Raw genomic sequence first — 20,820 nt, forward strand, 5'->3', positions numbered from 1 at the left:
CATGGAGCGGACCGCTTATTGCTGCGCCGACAGGTCCGTGCCGAAGTACTTGACCGAGATGGTCTTGTAGGTGCCGTCGGCCTTGATGTCGGCCAGCGCCTTGTTGATGGCGGCCACCAGTTCGGGGTTGTTCTTGCGCAGCAGCACGCCGGAGTTGCTGAATTCGGCGGCCTTGTCGGTGGCGGCGATCTTGACCTTGGCGTTGGGCTTTTGCTTCTTGAAGTCCAGGAACGACAGGTTGTCGTTGACCGTGGCCTCGACGCGGCCCGAGGTCAGCAGGTCGATGGCTTCGTTGAAGCCCTGCACCGCCACCACGTCGGCGCCGTGGCTCTGCGCCAGCTTGCCGAAGTTGCTGGTGAGCGTGTTGGCGGACTTCTTGCCCTTCAGGTCGGCGAACGACTTGATGGTGGTGTTGTCGTCGCGCACGATCAGCACCGCGGCCGACGAGATGTAGGGGTCGGAGAAGTCGTACTTGGCGCGGCGCGCGTCGGTGATGCCGACCTGGTTGATGACGGCGTCGTAGCGCTTGGCGTCGAGCCCGGCGATCAGGCCGTCCCACTTGCCTTCGACGAACTCGGCCTTGACGCCCAGGCGCTGGGCGATGGCGCGCCCAATGTCGACGTCAAAACCGGTAAGCTGGCCGGATGCATCATGGAAAGTGAAGGGCGCGTAGGTGCCTTCGGTGCCGATCTTGAACACGCCGGCGGACTTGATCTGGTCCAGCCCCGACTGGGCATGGGCGGCGGACAGGGCGGCGACCTGGACCAGGCCGGCGATGAACAACGAGCGCAAGAGTTTCATGGCAATGCTCCACGGATGAGAGATCACTGCGAAAGGCCCGCGTCAGCCGCGCCGCCTTCCGGTGTAGCCGCACTCTAACAACGCGCCTATTTTTCCACAAAGCATAAGGAATAGTAAAAATATAGCGGCAAGTCATATGCGGCATTCGCGCCCCGGGCCGCCCGGCCCGGGGTTGATCCAGGTGGTATCCAGATGGAGACAGGCGTGCAACAACAGTGGAACAGGCGGGCTTTCATGATGGCGGCGGCGGGTGTCGCGGCGTCCGCGGGCGTCATGCCGGCGTATGGCGCCAACGGTTTGCGGCGCGTGCCGGGCGGCGGCAGCATCACCGACGTGGCCGGCCTCAAGGTCGGGCACTACACCGACACGCGGCGGCCCACCGGCTGCACGGTCATCATCGCGGAAGCGGGCGCCACCGGCGGCGTGGACGTGCGCGGCGCGGCGCCGGGCACGCGCGAGACCGACCTGCTCAACCCGGTCAACATGGTGGAAAAAGTGCACGCGGTGATGCTGGCCGGCGGCAGCGCCTTCGGCCTGGAGGCGGCCACCGGCGTCATGCGCTACCTGGAGGAACGCAAGATCGGTTTCGACGTGGGCGTGGCGCACGTGCCGATCGTGCCGGCCGCCATCCTGTTCGACCTGGGCGTGGGCGACGCCTCGATCCGGCCCGATGCCGCGGCCGGCTACCAGGCCTGCAAGTCGGCCAGCGCCAAGCCGCCGCAGGAAGGCAACGTCGGGGCCGGCGCCGGCGCCACGGTCGGCAAGCTGTACGGCGCCAAGCGCGCCATGAAGGGCGGACTGGGCAGCGCCTCGCTGACCGTGGCCGGCGTCACGGTGGGCGCGATCGTCGCGGTCAACGCGGTGGGCGACGTGGTCGACCCGACCACCGGCCACGTGCTGGCTGGCGCCCGCACCGCCGACGGCAAGATGCTGCTGGACACGCGCGCGGCGATCCTGGCGGGCGACCTGCCGACCTCGATGCGCGAGGGCGCGGCCACCACCATCGGCCTGGTGGCCACCGACGTCAAGCTGACCAAGGCGCAGGCGCAGAAGATGGCGCAGACCGCGCACGACGGGCTGGCCCGCACCATCAACCCGATCCACACCATGCTCGACGGCGACACCGTGTTCGCGCTGGGCACGGGCGTCTCCAGCAAGCCCGCCAATATGATGCTGCTGGGCGTGCTGGCGGCCGAGGCGATGGCGATCGCGGTGCAGCGCGCCATCCTGGCGGCGCGGGCGCTGGAAGGCTATCCGGCCGCGGTCGACTTCATCGCCTGAGCGGCGGCCGCCGGTGCGCGGCGCCGGGCGCCCTGATGGCGCGGCCCCTCAAGCCGCGCCTGGCGGCGCATCTCCCGGATACTTGACCCCAAGCTGTCACATCGCTTGGGCAAGATGAAAAGCGTCGGCGTCACGCCTGCGCGCGGGAGAGGGACAGCATGTACGAAGGAGAACGCTTCAACGGGGCCACGCATCTGGCCGGCCTGGCCATGGCGGTGGCCGCCTCGGGCGCGCTGATCGCCCGCGCCACGGAACTGAAGGTGGATGCGCGCCAGATCGTGGCCTGCGCCGTGTTCGCGGCGTCGATGATCGCGGTCTACGCGTCGTCGGTGCTGTATCACTGCTCTCGCGGCCGCAGCAAGGCGCGCTGGGCCAAGGCCGACCATTGCGCCATCTATCTGTTGATCGCGGGCACCTACACGCCGCTGGCGTTCGTGCCGCCCGGACTGGGCTGGGGCGCCGCGATGGCGGTGGCGATCTGGCTGCTGGCGCTGTACGGCATCGGCCGCGAACTGTGGTGGGCGCGCGGGGCCGCGCCGGCCCTGCCGCTATACCTGGCGATGGGCTGGCTGGGCGTGATGTGCGCCGCGCCCATCGCCGGCGCGCTGTCGGGCGCGGGGCTGGCCTGGCTGCTGGCCGGGGCCGCGCTCTATACGGTGGGCACGGTGTTCTACGCCAACGACAAGCGTTGGCGCCATGCCCACGGCATCTGGCATCTGTTCGTCATGGGCGGATCGGCCTGCCACTTCGTCACGGTGTTCGGCTTCCTGCGCCACGCCTGAGCGTCGGCCGTCAGCGCCAGGCCGCCAGCGGCAGCATGCCGCCTCGGTTCTTCACTTTCCGCATGACGATATGCGAACACAGGTCGCGCACCCCGGCGATCTTGCTGAGCTTGTCTTCCACGAACTGCGAGAACGCCGCCAGGTTGCGGGTGCGCACCGTCAGGATGTAGTTGGAAGCGCCCGTGACGATGCTGGCCTCGGTGATCTCGTCATACAGGGCGATGCCGGCCAGGAATTCCTCGTGCCAGCCGGCGCGGGACTGGTCCAGCGACACGTGCACGACGGCTTCCAGCTCGAACCCCAGCCGCTCGGCGTCGAGCACGGCGCGGTAGCCCCGGATCAGGCCGCTTTCCTCCAGCGCCCGCACCCGCCGCAGGCAGGCCGACGGCGACAGCGCCACCTGCTCGGCCAGGTCCTGGTTGCTGAGCTGGCTGTTCTCCTGCAGGCGGTAGAGGATGCGGTGGTCGATGGCGTCCAATTGCATGATGCAATCCAATTCGAAAAAATGGTTTATGACGCAATTTAATGCGAAATCCTAGGGTTAGCCACGCCTTGTTTTGCAACTATTCGGCTCGAGCGCGCTGCTAGTATGTAGCCAGCATATTGCCCGAAGGAGCTGTGAATGCATACCCGTGAAAGCTGTGTCGCCGCCGACCGGCAGGACCCCCTGGCGCCGCTGAAGGCGCGTTTCGACCTGCCGCCCGGCGTGCTCTACATGGACGGCAACTCGCTGGGCGTGATGCCGCGCGCCGCCGCCGCGCGCGCCGCCGAGGTCATCACCCAGGAATGGGGCACGGGCCTGATCCGCAGCTGGAACACCGCCGGCTGGTTCGAGCTGCCGTCGCGGCTGGGCGACAAGCTGGCCGGCCTGCTGGGCGCCAAGGAAGGCGAACTGGTCATCACCGACACCACCTCGCTGAACATCTTCAAGGCCCTGGCGGCCAGCCTGCGCATCCAGCAGAAGCGCCAGCCCAAGCGCCGCGTGATCCTGTCCGAACGCGACAACTTCCCCACGGACCTGTACATGATCCAGGGCATGATCGACCTGCTGCAGCAGGGCTACGAGATGCGCCTGATCGACGACGAACTGCCGCTGGACCGGGCGCTGGACGACGAGGTGGCGGTGGTGCTGCTGTCGCACGTCAACTACCGCAGCGGCCAGATGCACGACATGGCCGCGGTCACGCGCCAGGCGCACGAGCGCGGCGCGCTGATCATCTGGGACCTGGCGCACGCCGCCGGCGCGGTGCCGGTGGACCTGAACGGCGCCGACGCCGACTATGCCGTGGGCTGCACCTATAAGTACCTGAACGGCGGCCCCGGCTCGCCGGCCTTCATCTGGGTCGCGCCGCGCCACATCCCCGACTTCTGGCAGCCGCTGTCGGGCTGGTGGGGCCACCAGCGTCCGTTCGACATGACGGTCGCCTACGAGCCGGCCGGCGGCATCCGCCGCTACCTGTGCGGCACCCAGCCGATCGTGTCGCTGGCCATGGTCGAATGCGGCCTGGACGTGGCGCGCGAGGCCGACATGGCCGAGGTGCGCAAGAAGTCGCTGGCGCTGGCCGACCTGTTCATCGCCCTGATCGAGGAACGCTGCGCCGGCCATCCGCTGACGCTGGTGACGCCGCGCGACCACGCAGAACGCGGCAGCCACGTGAGCCTGCGCCATCCTAATGGCTACGAGGTCATGCAGGCGCTGATCGCGCGCGGCCTGATCGGCGACTACCGCGAGCCCGAGGTGCTGCGCTTCGGCCTGACGCCGCTGTACTTCGGTTATGCCGACGTCTGGGACGCGGTCGAGATCCTCAAGGACGTGCTCGACAGAAAGGCCTGGGACAAGCCCGAGTTCAAGCAGCGCTCGGCCGTGACCTGAGCCGCCGCGCACCGGCCCAAGCGACATCCAACAAGAGAGCGCAGTACCGGAGGAGACAATGAAACAACCACAAGGCTTCGGCAGGATCGCCGAACGGGAGCAGGGGCTCAAGCGCCGCCTGACGTCCGGCCAGATGAGCATGATCGCGATCGGCGGGGCCATCGGCACCGGCCTGTTCCTGGGCAGCAAGTTCGCGATCGGCTTTGCCGGCCCCAGCGTCATCATCAGCTACGCCATCGGCGGGCTGATCACGCTGCTGCTGATGGGCTGCCTGGCCGAGATGACGGTGGCGCATTCCACCTCGGGCTCGTTCGGCGCCTACGCCGAGCATTACATCGGCCCGCTGGCCGGCTTCCTGGTGCGCTACGCGTACTGGTCGTGCGTGGTGCTGGCGGTGGGCACCGAGGTCACCGCGGTGGCCGAGTACATGAAGTTCTGGTTCCCGTCGGTGCCTGGCTGGCAATGGGTCTGCCTGTTCTCGGCGGCGCTGATCTTCATCAACGCCATGAGCGTGAAGGCGTTCGGCACCATCGAATACTGGTTCTCGACCATCAAGATCAGCGCCATCGTGGCGTTCATCATCCTGGGCGCCTATGTGGTCTGGGGCAATCCGCAGTACGGCGCGGCGCAGTACACGGCGCACGGCGGCTTCTTCCCCAACGGCGTGTGGGGCATGTGGATCGCGGTGGTCATCTCGATCTTCAGCTACCTGAGCGTGGAGATGATCGCGGTGGCGGCGGGCGAGGCCGAGGACCCCGAGCGCGCGGTGAAGAAGGCGTTCCGCGCCACCATCGTGCGGCTGGTGGTGTTCTACCTGCTGACGCTGGCGCTGATCCTGGCCATCGTGCCGTGGGACCAGGCCGGCAAGGGCGGCAGCCCGTTCGTGACGGTGATGGAAGCGGTGCAGGTGCCGTACGCGGCCGGCGTCATCAACTTCATCGTGCTGGTGGCGGCGCTGTCGGCCATGAACAGCCAGTTGTACATCACCACCCGCATGATGTTCAGCCTGTCGCGCGCCGGCCACGCGCCGGCGGCGCTGGGCCGGCTGACGCGCAGCGGCACGCCGCTGAACGCGCTGCTGCTGTCGACCAGCGGCATCGCCATCGCCACCGTGCTGAACGTGCTGTATCCGGAGACCTCGTTCACGCTGATGATGGCGATCTCGATGTTCGGCGCGCTGTTCACCTGGATGATGATCTTCGTCACGCATTACTTCTTCCGCCGCCGCTGGGCGCGTGAAGGCGGCGCGGCGCTGTCGTTCCGCATGCCGGGCTTTCCGCTGCTGACGCTGCTGGGCGCGGGCGCCATGCTGGCGATCCTGGTGACGACCTACTTCACCGGCGTGTTCAAGATGACGCTGGTGTTCGGCGTGCCGTTCCTGCTGGTGCTGGCGGCGCTGTACCTGCTGCTGTTCCGCAAGTCCGCCGCGGCGGTGGTGCTGGAAGCGCGCGAGCAGCGCTCCTAGGGGCTGCGCCGCCGGACCCGTCCGCCGTTGCGGCTGGCGGGTTTCGGACGGCGGCCCTGCGGCGGCGCGTTTCAGGCGGCGCGCGTGTCCACGCACTGGCGGATCGCCGCCAGCATGGCGCGGGCCCGCGCCGGCAGCGAACGCGACGCGTACACGGCGTGCATCTGCGGCGCCACGCCCTGCGCCGAGGTGGCGGTGTAGCCGGGGCACACTTGCACCAGCGTGCCGTGCGCGATCTCCGGCGCCGCCGCCCAGTCGGCCAATCGGGCGATGCCCACGCCCTGCAGCGCCAGCGCCATCAGGCCGCTGCTGGTGCTGACCCGCACCGTCGGCTCGGCATGCATGCGCACGATGCGCTTGTCGCGCCGCAGGTGCCAGTCCTTCAGCACGCGCGGCCCGGTATGCATGATGAGCCGGTGATGCGCCAGTTCCTCGGGTTCGCGCGGCAGGCCCATGCGCGCCACGTAGTCCGGGCTGGCGCACAGCAGCCGCTCATACGGCCACAGGCGCGCGCCCAGCAGTTCGCTGGATGCCGGGAAACCGCCGCGGATGGCGAAGTCCAGCCCCTCGGCGATGGGGTCTATCCCCTTGTCGGTGTAGTTGATGTCCACGGTGACGCCGGGATGTTCGGCCGCGTAGCGGCGCAGCACGGCCGGCAGCAGGGTCACGCCCAGCAGGTCGGGCGCCGAGAAGCGCAGCCGGCCCTGGTCGCCCGACTGGGTGTCGCGCAGCGCCTCGCGCGCCTCGTTTTCCATGCGCAGCAGGCCGCGCGCCGACTCGAAATAGCTTTCTCCCTGGGGCGTCAGCACCACGCTGCTCTTGCTGCGCAACAGTAGCTGCGCGCCGACCTGGCGTTCCAGCGCTTGCACCGCGCGGGTGACGGCGCTGGGCGAGGCGCCCAGCGCCCGGGCGGCCAGCACGAAGCTCTGGCGTTCGGCAACGGCGCAGAACACCTGGTATTCCCATAACGTGCCACGTTCCATGGCGATTCTCCATTGCGATTATCGAAACATGATATTGCAACGCGGAGCGGGCGGACGGGCCTAGACTGCGGCCATTCCCGATTCTCCGCCAGGTTGACCGCCATGTCCGATCCCCACTATTTCGACCCCCTCACTGGCGCGCGCCATGCGCTGGATGAAGCGCGCTGGTGTTCCGACACCCGCGCCCCATTGATGATCTCGCCGTTGCCGGGCATCTCGCCCGACGACATCGACCGCCGCGAGCGCTCGCTGTGGCGCTACCGCGCCGCGCTGCCGGCGGCGATCGAGCGCCCGGTGTCGATGGGTGAGGGCTGCACGCCGATGGTGGAGCGCGGCTGGGGCGGGCTGCGGCCGCATTTCAAGCTGGAATGGTTCAACCCCACCTGCAGCTTCAAGGACCGCGGCGCGGCGGTGATGCTGTCGTGGCTGCGCCAGATCGGCATCGACGCCATCGCCGAGGACAGTTCGGGCAACGGCGGCGCCGCCATCGCGGCGTTCGGCGCGGCGGCCGGCATGGGCGTCACCATCTTCGCGCCGGCCTACACCTCGACCGCCAAGGTGGCGCAGATCCGCGCGTTCGGCGCCGACGTGCAACTGGTGGACGGGCCGCGCGAGAACGCCGAGACCGCGGCGATCGACGCGTCCGACCGGATCTTCTACGCCAGCCACAACTGGCAGCCGTTCTTCCTGCAAGGCACCAAGTCCATCGCCTACGAGATGTGGGAAGACTTCGGCTTCGAGGCGCCCGACAATGTGGTGATCCCGGCTGGCGCGGGCAGCAACGTGCTGGGCTGCGCCATCGGCTTTGCCGAGCTGCTGGCGGCCGGACAGATCACGCGCCTGCCGCGCCTGTTCGTGGCCCAGCCGGAGAACTGCTCGCCGGTGGACGCCAGCTTCCATGCCGGCGTCGATACGCTGGTGCCGCGCGACGTGCTGCCGACGGTGGCCGAAGGCACCGCGATCAAGCGGCCGGTGCGCCTGCGCGAAGTGCTGCAGGCGATCCGCGCCAGCGGCGGCCAGACCGTCGCGGTGCCCGAGGCGGACATCGTCGCCGCGGTGCGCAGGCTGGCGGCGATGGGGCTCTACGCCGAACCCACCAGCGCCACCGCCGCGGCGGCGCTGGACCGACTGCGGGCGCGCGGCGCGATCCGCGCGAACGAGCGCACCGTGGTGCTGCTGACCGGCACCGGCATCAAGGCCACGCAATTCATGACGGATCTGTATTCGGCGGCGTGACCGGCGCGGCGTCCGCCAGCAGGTGGTCGAGCAGGCGGCGGGCGCGGGCGCTGAGGGTGTCGCGCGACTGCACGCACAGCAGCAATTGGCGCGAGGCCCAGGCGTCGGACAGCGCCACCGGCGTCACCTTGAGCAACTGGCGCATGCTGTGCGCGGTGGTCTCGGGCACGATGCCCACGCCGACGCCGGCCTCGACCAGGCGGCACATGGCGTCGAAGCTGCGCAGCTGCACCCGCAGCCTGATGGGCTTGCCGACCACCAGCGCCTGCCGCGCCAGGAAGCGTTGCAGCGCGCTGCTGCGGTCGAGCCCGACGAAGTCCTCGTCCAGCACGTCGCGGAAGGCGATCTGCGCGCGGTCGGCGAGGGCGTGGCCGGCCGGCACGAGCAGCACGAAGCGGTCGGCGCGGTAGGCGTAGGTCTGCAGGGCGCCGGTATCGACCGTGCCCGCGACGATGCCGATATCGGCCGAGCCGTCGGCGATGCACTCGACGATCTCGTCGCTCAGCATTTCCTGCAATTCGACGTTGATGCGCGGATGCGCCGCCAGGAACCCGCCCAGCGCCTCGGGCAGGAAGGCGGTCAGCGCATTGGTGTTGGACAGCAGGCGCACCGAGCCGCCGAATTCACCCGAGAAATCGGCCAGGTCGTCGCGCAGGCGGTCTGCCTGGGCCAGCATGATGCGGGCATGGGCGGCCAGTTTCAGGCCGGCCGGGGTGGGAATGACGCCCTGGCGGCGGCGCTCCAGCAGCGGCGCGCCGAGCGAGGCTTCGAGGTTGCGGATGCGGGCGCTGGCGGCGGCCAGCGCCAGGTTGGCGCGGGCGGCGCCGTGGGTGATGCTGCCGGCCTGCACCACGTGCAGGAACAGCGCCAGGTCGGTCAGGTCGAAACGCATGGCGGCGAGCCTACGCGATGCGCGCAGGCAGCCTATGCGAATCGCGCATTTTCAGCCCGGGACAGGGTCCGTACACTGCGCCGATTCGTGTTTTTGTAGTGGTCCGCTCATGCATCTTGTCGCCTCCGGTTTTCCGATTCTACCCGCGCTGATCACCGCGATCACGATCGCGTTGTGGGCCTTTTCGCGCCTGCCGGAATACCTGACGGCGCTGCTATTCTTCAGCGCCGCGATGATCTTCGCCGCCGCCCCGCGCGAGGTGGTGTTCTCCGGGTTCTCGTCGGCGGCCTTCTGGCTGGTGCTGAGCGGCTACGTGCTGGGGTTGGCGCTGAAGTACACCGGCCTGGCCGACCGCATGGCGGGCGCGCTGTCGCGGCGCCTGTGGGGTTCGTATCCGAAGGTGGTGGCCGGCGTGGTGGCGCTGACCTACCTGCTGGCCTTCGTGATGCCGTCGAACATGGGCCGCATCGCGCTGTTGATGCCGATCGTGCTGGCCTATGCCGACCAGATCGGGCTGGTCGCGGGGCGGCGCGGGCGCATCGGCCTGGCGCTGGCGGTGGGCTTCGGCACCTTCCAGCTGTCCACGTCGATCCTGCCGGCCAACGTGCCCAACCTGGTGATGGCCGGCAGCATCGAGACCAGCTATGGCCTGCAACTGGGCTACCTGCCGTACCTGTGGCTGCATGCACCGGTGCTGGGCATCCTGAAAGGCGCGGTGCTGGTGGCCTGTATCGCCGTGTTGTTTCGCGATACGCCCGAGGCGGCCCCGCCGGCGCCCGCCGCCCGGCCGCTGTCGGCGGCCGAAAAGCGCCTGGCGGTGTTGCTGGGGCTGACGCTGCTGGGCTGGATCACGGACGGCTGGCACGGCGTGTCGCCGGCCTGGATCGGCCTGGCCTCGGCCTGCCTGTGCCTCTTGCCCAAGGTGGGCTTCGTCAGCGGCGAGCAGTTCGGCAAGGAGGTGAACTTTCGCACCGCGATCTACGTCGCGGGCATCCTGGGGCTGGCCGCGATGGTGGCCGATAGCGGCCTGGGCGGCATCATCGGCCGGGCCCTGCTGGCCTGGCTGCCGCTGTCGCCCGAGGCGCCGATGCAGAGCTTCTTTTCGCTGGTGGGGTTGTCGGCGGCGTTGAACTTCGTGGTCACGGCCAATGGCGTGCCGGCCCTGTACACGCCGCTGGCCGAGACGCTGGCGCAGGCCTCGGGCTTTCCGCTGATGACGGTGCTGATGGCGCAGGTGGCTGGCTATGCCACCGTCATCATGCCGTACCAGGCCTCGCCCATCGTGGTGGCGATGGGCATGGGCCAGGTGCCGGCGCGTAGCGGCCTGGCGCTGAGCCTGCTGACCGCGCTGGTGTCGTTCGTGGCGCTGGTGCCGCTGGACTACCTGTGGTTCAGGCTCCTGGGAATGCTGGGATCGTGACCAGTTCTTCCTCGGCGGGCAGGGCGTCCGGCGCCGGGGCGAACACGCGCAGGCGGTGGCCGTCGGGGTCGAGCGCCACGAAGGTGCGGCCGAAGTCCATGTTGGTGGGCGCCTGCAGGATCGGCAGGCCGCGCAGGGTCCAGTCGAGGTGGCGCTGGTTGAGCGTGTCGGCGTCGGGCACGGTGAAGGCCAGTTCGGTGCAGCCGCCGCGGCCGGCGGCGGCCGGTTCGACGGTGTGGCGCGACCACAGGCCCAGCATCAGGCCGGAATCGAGCGCGAACAGCGCGAAGGTGGGCGAGCTTTCGACGGGCGGGCGGTTCAGCAGCGCGCTGTAGAACGCCGCGCTGGCCTCGGGCTTGTCGACGTAGAAAATGACGAAGTTCTTGGCGGACATGATGCGCTCCTGGTTGAATGAGCGCTCATCTTAGAGAGGCATGCTGTCAGATTTTGTCAGCAGTCTTCATGCCGATGTCGCACCCGCCGGCGCAGCCGTGGACGCCATGGATCAGCAGCCATCCGGCCTGGCCGCGTTGATGGCGCGCCATTCCTTGAGCAGGACGTGGCGGCGGCGCGGATAGCGTTGCCCGGGCTCGAGCGTGGCGATGCGGTCGGTGCGGAAATGGCGGAAGTCCTGGCGCAGTTCGCACCAGGCCATGACGATGCGCACGCTGTCGAAGAATCCCAGGGCGAACGGCCAGATGACGCGCTCGGAATCGGCGCCCTTGTCGTCGCGGTAGGTGATGGCGATTTTCTGTTCGCCGCGGATCGCCTGGCGGATCAGCGACAGGTCGACCCGGTCGACCACCGCCCAGCTGCTGGGGCCGACCAGCAGCGGAATGGCGTCCAGTTCGTCGCGCAGTTCCTGCGGCAGCACCGCGCTGATCTTGGCCAGCGCGTTGGCCGCGGCCTGGCCCAGCCGCGCGTCCGAGCGTCCGGCGACCCAGCGGGTGCCGAGCACCAGGGCTTCGATCTCCTCGGTGCTGAACATCAGCGGCGGCAGCATGAAGCCGGGCCGCAGCACGTAACCGATGCCCGGCTCGCCCTCGATCTCGGCGCCCTGGGCCTGCAGCGTGGCGATGTCGCGGTAAAGCGTGCGCAGGCTGACGCCCAGGTCGGCGGCGAGCCGGTGGCCGCTGACGGGCAGGCGGTGGCAGCGCAGGGTCTGCAGCAGGTCCAGGAGACGTTCGGTGCGGGACATGGAGGGCGGGCAAGGGCGGGATGGCGTAATGCTGCCACGAAAATGGCAGCAGCCGGAAGCCTCGGCCCGCCGCCCGCGACCCCGCCACCCTCAGTCCGGCAGCGCCGCCAGCCAGTCGTGCACCCGCCCGGCCAGCGCCAGGCTGTTGCGGTCCATCATCAGCATGTGCGAGTTGCCATGGATGCCCAGGTCGGGCAGCGACAGCACCGTGACGCTGGCATGGCGCGCGGCGAATTCATGCACCCGCGCCCGCATCCGCGGCCAGCGCGGGTCGGTGTCCATGTGGTCGCCCATCACGATCAGCGTGGGGGTGTCGTAGCGGGCATCGGCCCCCAGGTCCGGAATGCTGGCCGGCTCCAGCGCCACCAGCGCCCGCACCCGTCGCGGCAAGGCGTGGGCGGCGCGGATGCCGAACACGCCGGCCTGCGAATGGCAGACCACGATGGCCGCGCCGATCCGCTCCAGGAACGCCTGGTAGGCGCGCAGGATGGCGGCGTCGGTGTGGACCCAGCGCGGCACCATCTGCGCGGCCAGCGCGCCGAAGGCTTCCAGCGGGAATTGGCTGTCCGGGTAGGCGCTGCCGGGGCCGGGCCGGGTGCCCGGGCGGCCGATGCGAAAGCGCGTGTAGCAGTCTTCCTGAGCCTGCACCACCGGCGCCTCGGGCCAGACGTGCGGGGCGGCGCCGGCGCGGCCGCGCTCGACCGCGTCGCACAGGTAGGCGTCCCAGCCGCGCCGCAGGAAATAGTGCAGCCAGCCCTGGCGGCCGTCGGGCGTGGTTTCCCAGGCCGCGCCGGTCATGCCGCCGCCGTGCCAGAACGCCAGCGGCGCGCGGCCGTTGGGCGGCTCCGACAGGAAATACTGGGCGTACATCTGTTCGACGCGGTAGGTGCCGTTGGGATCCAGCGCCACCGGCTGGCCGCCTTCGGCCATGACCAGTTCGCGCCGCGGCAGGCCGCCGAGCGTCAGGTCGTGGCCGCCGACGTGGAAGGCGCCCATGTCGCGCAGGCGGATTGGCGCCAGCGCCGGGCCGTCGTCCAGGGGAGCGGCCATCATTCGGCCTTGATGTGGTTGGTCTCGATGACCTGTTTCCACTTGGCCGTCTCGGTGGTGACGAAGCGGCCCAGGTCGGCGCGCGAGCCGGCGGCGGTCTCGACGCCCAGTTCGCGCATCTTGGCCGCCACTTCGGGGGCCTGCAGCGCTTGCGCGAAGGCGTCGTGCAGCGTGTCCAGCACCGCGGTCGGGGTGCCCGCCGGGGCCATCACGCCGAACCAGGGCGTGATCAGGAAGTCGGGCACGCCGGCCTCGGCGAAGGTCGGCACGTTCGGGATCGCCGGGGCGCGCGCGGCGCTGGCCACCGCCAGGGCGCGCAGCTTGCCGGCGCGGATGTTGGCCAGCGAGGCCGGCAGGTTGTCGAAGTACATGTCGACCTGGCCGCCGAGCAGGTCGGCCGCCACCTGGCCGGCGCCCTTGTACGGGATGTGGGCCAGGTCGATGCCGGCGCGCTGTTTGAGCAGTTCGGTCGCCAGGTGCGCCGAGCCGCCGATGCCGGACGACGCGGAATTGAGCTTGCCCGGATTGGCGCGGGCATAGGCCAGCAGCGCCGGCAGCGTGTCGGCCGGCACCTTGGGGTTGACCACCAGCACGCTCGGCACGGTGCCGATCATGGCGACGGGGGCGAAGTCCTTGACGATGTCGTAGGGCGCCGGCTGGTACAGCGACGGCGCCACGGTGCAGCCGAACGCGCACATCAGCAGCGTCTGGCCGTCGGGCGCGGCGCGCGCCACGGCCTGCGCGCCGATGTTGCCGCCGGCGCCGGCGCGGTTCTCGACGATCAGCGGCTGGCCGAGCCGCTTGGAAATGTTGTCGCTGAGCAGGCGCGCCAGGATGTCGGGCGTGCCGCCGGCGGGGAAGGGCACCACCAGCGTGATCGGGCGGCTGGGGAAATCGGCGGCCTGCGCGGCCAGCGGCAGGCAGGCGGCCAGCGCCAGCATGGCACGGCCGGCCCAGCGGGCCAGCACGGGGCGGATGCGCCGCGGCGCGGGAAGGTGGCGGGTGGGGCCCATGGTTGTCTCCGTAACGGCTGGCCGGGTCGAAACGCCCGGTCCGTGGCGGACTGTAGCCAAGCCGGCCGCGCCTGCCCAATGCCGGTGACGCAAGGCCACCATATCAAATTAGATATGGTTCTTTTCAGTCATTCGGTTACGGCATAGCATGGCGCCATGAGCGACCCCCAATCCTTGCCCTACCTGCGCAGGCTCGACATGAACCTGCTGCTGACCTTCGACGTGCTGATGCGCACGCGCAGCGCCACCGCCAGCTCGCGCCTGCTGCACAAGACGCAGCCGGCCATCAGCCGCGACCTGGCGCGCCTGCGCCTGCGGCTGGAGGATCCGCTGCTGGTGGTGGTGAAGGGCCGTTTCATTCCGACCGAGCGGGCGCTGGAGCTGCACGCGGCGGTGCACGACGCGCTGGCGCAGCTGGAGACCGCGCTGCGTCCGCCCGAGACCTTCGACCCGGCGCGCGCCGAAGGCGTGGTCAACATTGGCACCGGCGCGCACAGCGAGATCCTGCTGGCCGCGCCGCTGATCGAACGGCTGCACCGCGCCGCGCCCGGCGTGACGCTGCGCTTCCAGTCGCTGCACGGTGATTTCGCGCCCGATGACCTGGAGGCCGAGCGGCTGCACATCGCCATCGGGCTGTTCGGCAAGGTGCCGGCGCGCTTTCACCGCGACGCGTTGTACACCGACCGCCGTGTCTGCGTGCTGTCGGCGCGGCATCCCTGGGCCGCGCGCGGCGCGCTGACGCTGGCCGACCTGGGCGCCATCAAGTGGTTCGCGTTCGAGCAGATGTACGGCCGCGAGACGACCTTCGACCGGCTGCTCAAGCCGGGCACCGGCCGCATGGCGTTCTCGGCCTATCTGTCGGGGTTCGGCGTGGCGCCCTACGTGCTGGTCGACACCGACTACGCCACCACCATGCCGGCCAGCGTGGCGCGGGCGCATTGCCGCCATTTCCCGCTGGCGATGCTGGAGATGCCGGCGCGGCTGCGGCGCATGGAACTGGCGATGGTGTGGGCGCGCCGCCAGCACGCCTCGCCATTGCAGGCGTGGCTGCGCGACCAGGTGCGCGACGTGCTGCGCGAGCGCCTGGCCGCGGACGTCCCGGCTTAGCGGCTGACCGGCTTGCCGGTGGCCACGTCGATGGCCGAACCGTCTTCCAGGCTGACGCGGTAGATCTCTCGCAGCACGTTGCCAGCGAAGCCGATCTCGACGATGGAAACGTCCTTGAAGGTGGTCTGGATGCCGTCGGGCAGCACGGCGTTGAACTTGGCGGACTCCTGCTTCATGGCGTCGGCCAGGCGCGCGTCGTACAGCGCCATGCTGTAGACCAGCGTGGTGTGCGGGTTGTGGGCGCGCACTTCCTTGCCGTCCTTCATCACGTTGACGCCGCTCACGCCCATGGTCTTGACCAGGTCGCGGCCGGCGTCGGCCATCTTGGCGTAGACCGGGCCGGTCACGCGCGGCAGCGGGCCGTCGCGCAGCGGCGCCAGGGCGGCGGTGGCCACGGTGTTGTAGGCCATCATGGCCTCGAAGCCCGCGCCGCTCTTGACCACGCCCAGGTCCAGCCACCACGGGTGGCCCGCGCCCTTGGCGGCTTCGGTCGGGTAGAAGTCCTTCAGGGTCACCTGCAGCGGCGCCGGCGGCTTGGGCAGCGCGCTCAGCATGCGCTGCGGCGTGGCGCTGTCGGCGCTGTGGATGTGGACCACGGTCACGTGCGGGATGTTGGGCGTCTCGGCCTCGGTCTTCAGGCCCAGCGCCAGCAGGTCCTGCTTGAGCGTGCCGTTGACCTTGGCGTCCAGCACGGCGTTGACTTCTTGCGGCAGGCGGTAGACCACGCCGTAGGTCGTCTTGTGTTCACGGAAGGCGGGCTGCTCGAGCGCGCTGTTGTCGATGGGAGCGGCGGCGCAGGCGGCCGAGAGGGTGGCCAGGGACAGGCCCAGGGCGGCCAGGGGCAAGACGCGTTTGATCATGGATTTTCCTTTTATGTGTAAGACCCGCGAGAGTCCGGTCCAGTGTGGCCACGCCGGATGTACGGCGTATTGCACCAGTCCAAAGAAATCCGATAGGCGTCCGAGCCTGACCGATAGCTGCGTCCGGCTATAGCAGGAAGACGGCCGCCACGATCAGCAGCCCCAGCACCAGATTGACGCCGACCCAACGGCGGATGCCCGCCATGGCCTGGCCGCCGCGCGGCCACTCGGAGGCGGCCACCGCCGCGCGCAGTCGCGGATAGAGCGCGGCCCGAATGTAGGCGTAGATGACAGTCATCAAGAGCCCGCCCGTGGCCATCACGGTCCAGGCGCGCGGCATGAAGAAGGCGCCGCCGCTGCGCGCGGCCTGGGCCGCTTCCTGGCCGATCATGACCGCGCCGGTCGCCAGGATCAGCACGATGGCGGCCAGCACCGCGTTCAGGAAGGGGCCGAGCACCGCGGCCATCAGCCGCAGGCGCTGCGGCGGCTCCAGTTGCGCGGCCGCCGGCCGCAGGAAACAGTGGGCGAACAGCATGCCGCCGACCCAGAGGATCACGGCCAGCAGGTGGATGAGTTTCAGGGCGCTGTAGAGCATGGTGTCGGGGTTCGGGAATGGCCCGCGCCGGCGCGACGGCGGCGGCGAGGCCTGGCTGAGGGCGGTGGCCGGCGGGAGAACGCGGCCGAATCTGTCCCCATCATATATCCCCCTGACGCCCGGGCGGACTTCTTGACGTACGTCAGGGGTTTCCATTTAGAATGAGATTGATTGTTATTTGTAATCAAGAATCTCCGGGAGTTCACCGTGTCCAACCTCGCGCTAGCCTCTGGCGACGCCGTCCATCTGCTCTATCGCGCGCACCACGGATGGCTGCACAACTGGCTGCGGGGCAAGCTGGGCAACTCCTGCGATGCCGCCGACCTGGCGCAGGACACGTTCCTGCGGGTGCTGCGGCATCGGCACGAACTGGACGCGCTGCGCGAGCCGCGCGCCTACCTGACCACCATCGCCAAGCGCCTGGTGCTGAATCATTACCGGCGCCGCTCGCTCGAACAGGCCTACCTGGACGCCCTGGCGGCCATGCCCGAGGCCATGGCGCCGTCGCCGGAGCAGCGCCTGCTCATCCTCGAAACGCTGCAGGAAATCGACGAGATGCTGGCCGGCCTCGCGCGGCCGGCGCGGCAGGCGTTCCTGATGGCGCAGCTCGAAGGGCTCAGCCATATCGAGATCGCCGCGCGCCTGAACGTGTCGGTGCGGTCGGTGCACCGCTACATCGCCAAGGGGTACGAGCAATGCATCATGGCGGTGATATGAGCGCGCCGTGGGGCGTGGCGGGCGAGCTGCCCGCCGTCGACCGCAAGGTCGCGCGCGAGGCGGCGCGCTGGCTGCTGCGCCTGAGCTCCGAGCGCGCCACCGATGCCGACGTCCATGCCTGCCAGCAGTGGCGCGCCAGCAAGGCCGAGCATGAACACGCCTGGCAGCGCGCGCAGCGCGTCAACCAGCGCTTCGGCCTGATCCCGGCGTCGCTCGGCATGGCGGCGCTGAACCGGCCCGAATCCGCCGGCCGACGCGTGGCGGTGAAGACGCTGGCCGCGCTGATCGTGGCGGGGCCGGTGGGCTGGGCCGCGTGGCGCGCCAGCCCGTTCGAATGGACTGCCGACTATCGCAGCGCCACCGGCGAGCAGCGCCGGGTGGCGCTCAGCGACGGGTCCTCCATGCGCCTGAACACCGCCAGCGCGGTCGACGTGCTGTACGACGCCGACCAGCGGCTGGTGCGGCTGCGCGCCGGCGAGCAGGCCTGGCTGCGCGGCGATGAAGCGCCACGCATCGAGCCGGCCGACCCGCATGCCGCCGACTGGACGCGCGGCGTGCTGCATGCCAGCGCCTGGCGCCTGGATGCCTTCGCGGCGGAGCTGGGCCGCTACCGGCCCGGCGTGCTGCGCTGTGATCCGGAAGTCGCCGGGCTGCGCATCTCGGGCGCCTTCCAATTGCAGGATACCGACGCGGTGCTGGCGGCCTTGCCGTCCACGCTGCCGGTGCAGGTGCGCTACCGCAGCGCGTACTGGGTGACGATCATGCCTCGCGCGGGACAGGCCTGATTTGTCGTTGTTACAAAAAAACCGGGGGCGAGCTGTCCGGTTGGCGTTGGCCGAGGGTCATGGTCAGTAGAGGCACACGAATGCCGATACCCGTTGGATCGAAAGGACGACCATGGCTCACTCCCCCGCCAGCCGCGCCCGCGGCACCCCCATGAACCGAGAGGCTCCATGCCGATTGACCCGCCTGGCCCTGGCGCTGCGCATTGCCACCGCGCTGGCTGCCCCCGCCGCCACGCTGTGGCCGGCCGCCGCCGCGCTGGCCCAGGTCGCGCCGGCCGAGCAGGCGCGCAGCTACCGCATTCCGGCCGGCCCGTTGGCCGAGAACCTGTCGCGCTTCGCCGACAACGCCGGCGTCACGGTGCTGTTCGACGCGGCGCTGGTGGGCCAGCGTCGTGGTGCCGGCCTGAACGGGGAGTATTCCGTGGCTGACGGTTTCGCCCGCCTGCTGGCCGGCAGCGGCCTGGCCGCGCTCGAGCGCAGCCCGGGCGTGTTCGTGCTGCAGGCCCTGCCGCAGGCCGGCGTGACGCAGCTGACGCCGGTCACGGTGGAAGGCGAGGGCGCGGCGGTCACGCCGGCCTGGGAAACCCGCAGCGACCGCAAGCGCCTGGACGACGCGCAGGTGCGCAGCTGGGGCGACCTGAGCAAGCGCCTGGAACCCGGCGTGAACTTCAACCGCCAGAACAACAGCATCAACATCCGCGGCCTCGACCAGGACCGCGTGCTGACGCGGGTGGACGGCATCCGCCTGCCGTGGCTCGACGACGGCGCGCGCGGCGTCAAGGGCGGCCTGGAAGCGGTGGACTTCAATTCCCTGTCGCGCCTGGACATCGTGCGCGGCGCCGACGCCAGCGCCGGCGGTTCGGGCGCCATCTCGGGCATGGCCGATCTGTACACGCTCGATCCCTCGGACCTGCTGACCGACGGCAAGACCTTCGGCGCGCTGGCCAAGACCGACTACGACACGGCCGACAGCAGCTGGGGCGCCAACGCCGCGCTGGCCGGGCAGATCCACAGCAACACCTTCTGGCTGGTGCAGGCGGGCGTGCGCAACGGCCACGCGCTCGACAATCGCGGCGACGTCGGCGGCTACGGCCCGCGCCGCAACGAACCGACCCCCGAGAACTACGACCAGCGCAGCTTCCTGCTCAAGCTGCAGCAGCGGGTCGAGGGCGGCCACCGCTTCGGCCTGACCGGCGAATACTTCAAGCGCAACGCCACACAGGACAGCATGTTCGAGCAGGGGCCGGGCACCAGCTACCTGATCGGCGAAAACACCACCAAGAAGGAAACCGAGCGCCAGCGCGTGTCGCTCGATTATTCCTACAAGGCGCCTGGCGAGGGCGGCTGGATCGACAGCGCCACCGCGGTGGTGTACTGGCAGCGCATGCAGCTCGACAGCGCGCTCGATGGCGAGCGCAGCCGCGATTCGCGCGCCAACATCATTCCCGGCGATCCCTTCCGCTATGGCTTTCCCAGCGGCGCCTATGGCCGCAACAACTCCATCCGCCAGACCATGTTCGGCGCCAATGGCGAGTTGACCAAGCGGCTGGCGGGCAACACGGTGTCGCAGCTGTGGACCGTGGGCGGCGAGTGGTACGGCAACAAGACCGAACAGAATTCCAGCGGCTACGACAACTGCCCCACGGTGCGGCCCGGCACGCCGGCGCCGTTCGGCCCGCGCACCTGCGACATGCTGCACACCAACCAGGCCGACGTGCCGCTGTCCAAGGGCAGCCAGTGGGCGCTGTGGATGTCAGACGAATTCAGCTTCGGCGATGGCCGCTACACCGTCATGCCGGCGTTACGATACGACCACTACGAGCAGAAGCCGAAGTCCACCGAAAGCTACGCCAGCAACCGCAATGGCGGCGTGCTGCCGCCCGAGAACAGCGGCGGACGTTTCTCTCCCAAGTTGCTGACCACCTGGAAGGCGGCCGACGAGCTTAGCCTGTATGCGCAGTACGCCTATGGCTTCAAGGCGCCGAGTGCGACGCAGCTGTACACCAACTACGGCGGTCCCGGCACCTACCTGCGGGTCGGCAATCCCTACCTGAAACCCGAAACCAGCAAGGGCTGGGAACTGGGCGCCAAGCTGGGGTCCGATTCGCTCGGCGGCGCGCTATCGTTCTTCGACAACCGTTACCAGAATTTCATCGACAGCAACGTGCCGCTGGATGCCAACTCGCCGCAGTGGCAGCCGGGATGGGCCGGGCAGTACCCGCTGGGCATCACCGGCAACGTCAACCGCGCCAAGGTGCGCATCTATGGCGCCGAGGCCAGCGCGCACTGGAAGTTCTCGCCGGGCTGGCGCACCTGGGGCTCGCTGGCGTGGGCGGTGGGCAAGGATGAAGGCACCGGCCAGTACCTGAACTCGGTGGCGCCGCTGAAGGCGGTGCTGGGCGTGGGCTACGGCCGCGACGTGTGGGGCGTGGACGCGATGCTGACCACCGCCCTGCGCCGCAACAAGGTCGAGTACCCGGAAGCCGGCGCCACGACGCCCAACCGCGACTTCCAGGCGCCCGGCTACGGCGTGGTGGACCTGATGGGCTACTGGCGGCCGGCGGCGGTCAAGGGCCTGCAGGTGCAGGCAGGCGTCTTCAACCTGTTCGACAAGAAGTACTGGGAAGCGATCAACGTGCCGACCGCCGGCGCCACGGCCCTGCCGCGGCCGGTGGACTGGTACACGGAACCGGGACGCAGCCTGCGCGTCTCACTGACTTATCAATACTGACCCGCGCTGCCGCCGCTGCGCGACAGCGGCG

The 20,820-nt window shown here is 69.6% G+C and carries 20 protein-coding genes; 10 read left to right on the forward strand and 10 right to left on the reverse strand.

Features of this window, described 5'->3' with window-relative positions; all coding sequences use genetic code 11:
• Positions 1 to 15: 15 nt before the first annotated feature.
• Entirely contained in the window at positions 16 to 801 is a 786-nt protein-coding gene (locus tag AC1HFW_RS26945; RefSeq protein WP_263910198.1) for an amino acid ABC transporter substrate-binding protein, read from the reverse strand.
• Positions 802 to 993: 192 nt separating this feature from the next.
• Here AC1HFW_RS26945 and AC1HFW_RS26950 point away from each other — a divergent pair, with 192 nt between their 5' ends.
• Together AC1HFW_RS26950 and trhA are read left to right on the forward strand one after the other, a co-directional pair.
• The gene (locus AC1HFW_RS26950) at positions 994 to 2,082 is read left to right on the forward strand and encodes a P1 family peptidase (RefSeq protein WP_479285815.1); all 1,089 of its coding nucleotides are present in this window, start codon (positions 994 to 996) and stop codon (positions 2,080 to 2,082) included.
• A gap of 158 nt (positions 2,083 to 2,240) precedes the next feature.
• Positions 2,241 to 2,864 carry a PAQR family membrane homeostasis protein TrhA gene (gene trhA / locus AC1HFW_RS26955; protein ID WP_006390996.1) on the forward strand — a complete coding sequence of 208 codons (624 nt, stop codon included), beginning with the start codon at positions 2,241 to 2,243 and terminating at the stop codon, positions 2,862 to 2,864.
• A gap of 10 nt (positions 2,865 to 2,874) precedes the next feature.
• On the opposite strand, the gene AC1HFW_RS26960 is transcribed toward trhA, so the two are convergent.
• Positions 2,875 to 3,348 carry an Lrp/AsnC family transcriptional regulator gene (locus tag AC1HFW_RS26960; protein ID WP_006390995.1) on the reverse strand — a complete coding sequence of 158 codons (474 nt, stop codon included), beginning with the start codon at positions 3,346 to 3,348 and terminating at the stop codon, positions 2,875 to 2,877.
• Between the two features lie 138 nt (positions 3,349 to 3,486).
• Between AC1HFW_RS26960 and kynU the strand changes: the two genes are divergently transcribed.
• Together kynU and AC1HFW_RS26970 are read left to right on the forward strand one after the other, a co-directional pair.
• A complete protein-coding gene (gene kynU / locus AC1HFW_RS26965; protein WP_479285817.1) occupies positions 3,487 to 4,737 on the forward strand; it encodes a kynureninase in 1,251 nt (416 codons plus the stop codon).
• 58 nt (positions 4,738 to 4,795) lie between these two features.
• Positions 4,796 to 6,202, forward strand: coding sequence for an amino acid permease (locus AC1HFW_RS26970; protein ID WP_006390993.1), 1,407 nt, complete (start codon positions 4,796 to 4,798; stop codon positions 6,200 to 6,202).
• Positions 6,203 to 6,273: 71 nt separating this feature from the next.
• On the opposite strand, the gene AC1HFW_RS26975 is transcribed toward AC1HFW_RS26970, so the two are convergent.
• Positions 6,274 to 7,185: a LysR family transcriptional regulator gene (locus tag AC1HFW_RS26975; protein ID WP_479285820.1), complete on the reverse strand. Its 912-nt coding sequence runs from the start codon at positions 7,183 to 7,185 to the stop codon at positions 6,274 to 6,276.
• Between the two features lie 102 nt (positions 7,186 to 7,287).
• On the opposite strand from AC1HFW_RS26975, the gene AC1HFW_RS26980 reads away from it, so the two are divergent.
• On the forward strand, positions 7,288 to 8,421 hold the full coding sequence (locus AC1HFW_RS26980) for a threonine synthase (protein ID WP_479285821.1): 1,134 nt from the start codon (positions 7,288 to 7,290) through the stop codon (positions 8,419 to 8,421).
• Here AC1HFW_RS26980 and AC1HFW_RS26985 read toward each other — a convergent pair.
• Entirely contained in the window at positions 8,393 to 9,313 is a 921-nt protein-coding gene (locus AC1HFW_RS26985) for a LysR substrate-binding domain-containing protein (RefSeq protein WP_479285822.1), read from the reverse strand. The genes AC1HFW_RS26980 and AC1HFW_RS26985 overlap by 29 nt on opposite strands.
• Before the next feature lie 109 nt (positions 9,314 to 9,422).
• Between AC1HFW_RS26985 and AC1HFW_RS26990 the strand changes: the two genes are divergently transcribed.
• Entirely contained in the window at positions 9,423 to 10,733 is a 1,311-nt protein-coding gene (locus AC1HFW_RS26990) for an SLC13 family permease (protein WP_479285824.1), read from the forward strand.
• Here the strand turns inward: AC1HFW_RS26990 and AC1HFW_RS26995 are convergent.
• The 4 genes from AC1HFW_RS26995 to AC1HFW_RS27010 form a co-directional block, all read right to left on the reverse strand.
• Positions 10,705 to 11,127 (reverse strand): VOC family protein, encoded by a 423-nt coding sequence (locus AC1HFW_RS26995; RefSeq protein ID WP_061073543.1) that lies wholly within the window; start codon positions 11,125 to 11,127, stop codon positions 10,705 to 10,707. The two genes, AC1HFW_RS26990 and AC1HFW_RS26995, sit on opposite strands and share 29 nt — an antisense overlap.
• Positions 11,128 to 11,238: 111 nt before the next feature.
• Positions 11,239 to 11,931, reverse strand: coding sequence for a helix-turn-helix transcriptional regulator (locus AC1HFW_RS27000; protein ID WP_006390981.1), 693 nt, complete (start codon positions 11,929 to 11,931; stop codon positions 11,239 to 11,241).
• Positions 11,932 to 12,021: 90 nt separating this feature from the next.
• Positions 12,022 to 12,984, reverse strand: a complete 963-nt coding sequence (locus AC1HFW_RS27005) for an alpha/beta hydrolase (protein ID WP_479285826.1) — start codon at positions 12,982 to 12,984, stop codon at positions 12,022 to 12,024.
• Positions 12,981 to 13,994: a tripartite tricarboxylate transporter substrate binding protein gene (locus AC1HFW_RS27010; RefSeq protein ID WP_116521895.1), complete on the reverse strand. Its 1,014-nt coding sequence runs from the start codon at positions 13,992 to 13,994 to the stop codon at positions 12,981 to 12,983. The genes AC1HFW_RS27005 and AC1HFW_RS27010 overlap by 4 nt, the downstream gene beginning before the upstream one ends.
• A gap of 156 nt (positions 13,995 to 14,150) precedes the next feature.
• Here AC1HFW_RS27010 and AC1HFW_RS27015 point away from each other — a divergent pair, with 156 nt between their 5' ends.
• A complete protein-coding gene (locus tag AC1HFW_RS27015; RefSeq protein WP_061073545.1) occupies positions 14,151 to 15,101 on the forward strand; it encodes a LysR family transcriptional regulator in 951 nt (316 codons plus the stop codon).
• Here AC1HFW_RS27015 and AC1HFW_RS27020 read toward each other — a convergent pair.
• A complete protein-coding gene (locus tag AC1HFW_RS27020; RefSeq protein WP_479285828.1) occupies positions 15,098 to 15,961 on the reverse strand; it encodes a hypothetical protein in 864 nt (287 codons plus the stop codon). The two genes, AC1HFW_RS27015 and AC1HFW_RS27020, sit on opposite strands and share 4 nt — an antisense overlap.
• A 127-nt stretch (positions 15,962 to 16,088) precedes the next feature.
• A complete protein-coding gene (locus AC1HFW_RS27025; RefSeq protein ID WP_479285830.1) occupies positions 16,089 to 16,556 on the reverse strand; it encodes a CopD family protein in 468 nt (155 codons plus the stop codon).
• Between the two features lie 207 nt (positions 16,557 to 16,763).
• Here AC1HFW_RS27025 and AC1HFW_RS27030 point away from each other — a divergent pair, with 207 nt between their 5' ends.
• From AC1HFW_RS27030 to AC1HFW_RS27040, 3 genes are all read left to right on the forward strand, one after another.
• Positions 16,764 to 17,273: a sigma-70 family RNA polymerase sigma factor gene (locus tag AC1HFW_RS27030; protein ID WP_479285831.1), complete on the forward strand. Its 510-nt coding sequence runs from the start codon at positions 16,764 to 16,766 to the stop codon at positions 17,271 to 17,273.
• Positions 17,270 to 18,058: a DUF4880 domain-containing protein gene (locus tag AC1HFW_RS27035; protein ID WP_479285832.1), complete on the forward strand. Its 789-nt coding sequence runs from the start codon at positions 17,270 to 17,272 to the stop codon at positions 18,056 to 18,058. Before AC1HFW_RS27030 ends, AC1HFW_RS27035 begins: the two co-directional genes overlap by 4 nt.
• A 112-nt stretch (positions 18,059 to 18,170) precedes the next feature.
• Entirely contained in the window at positions 18,171 to 20,789 is a 2,619-nt protein-coding gene (locus AC1HFW_RS27040) for a TonB-dependent hemoglobin/transferrin/lactoferrin family receptor (RefSeq protein WP_479285833.1), read from the forward strand.
• The last annotated feature ends 31 nt before the right edge of the window (positions 20,790 to 20,820 follow it).

The sequence above is a fragment of the Achromobacter sp. ISS7 genome, assembly GCF_056523125.1.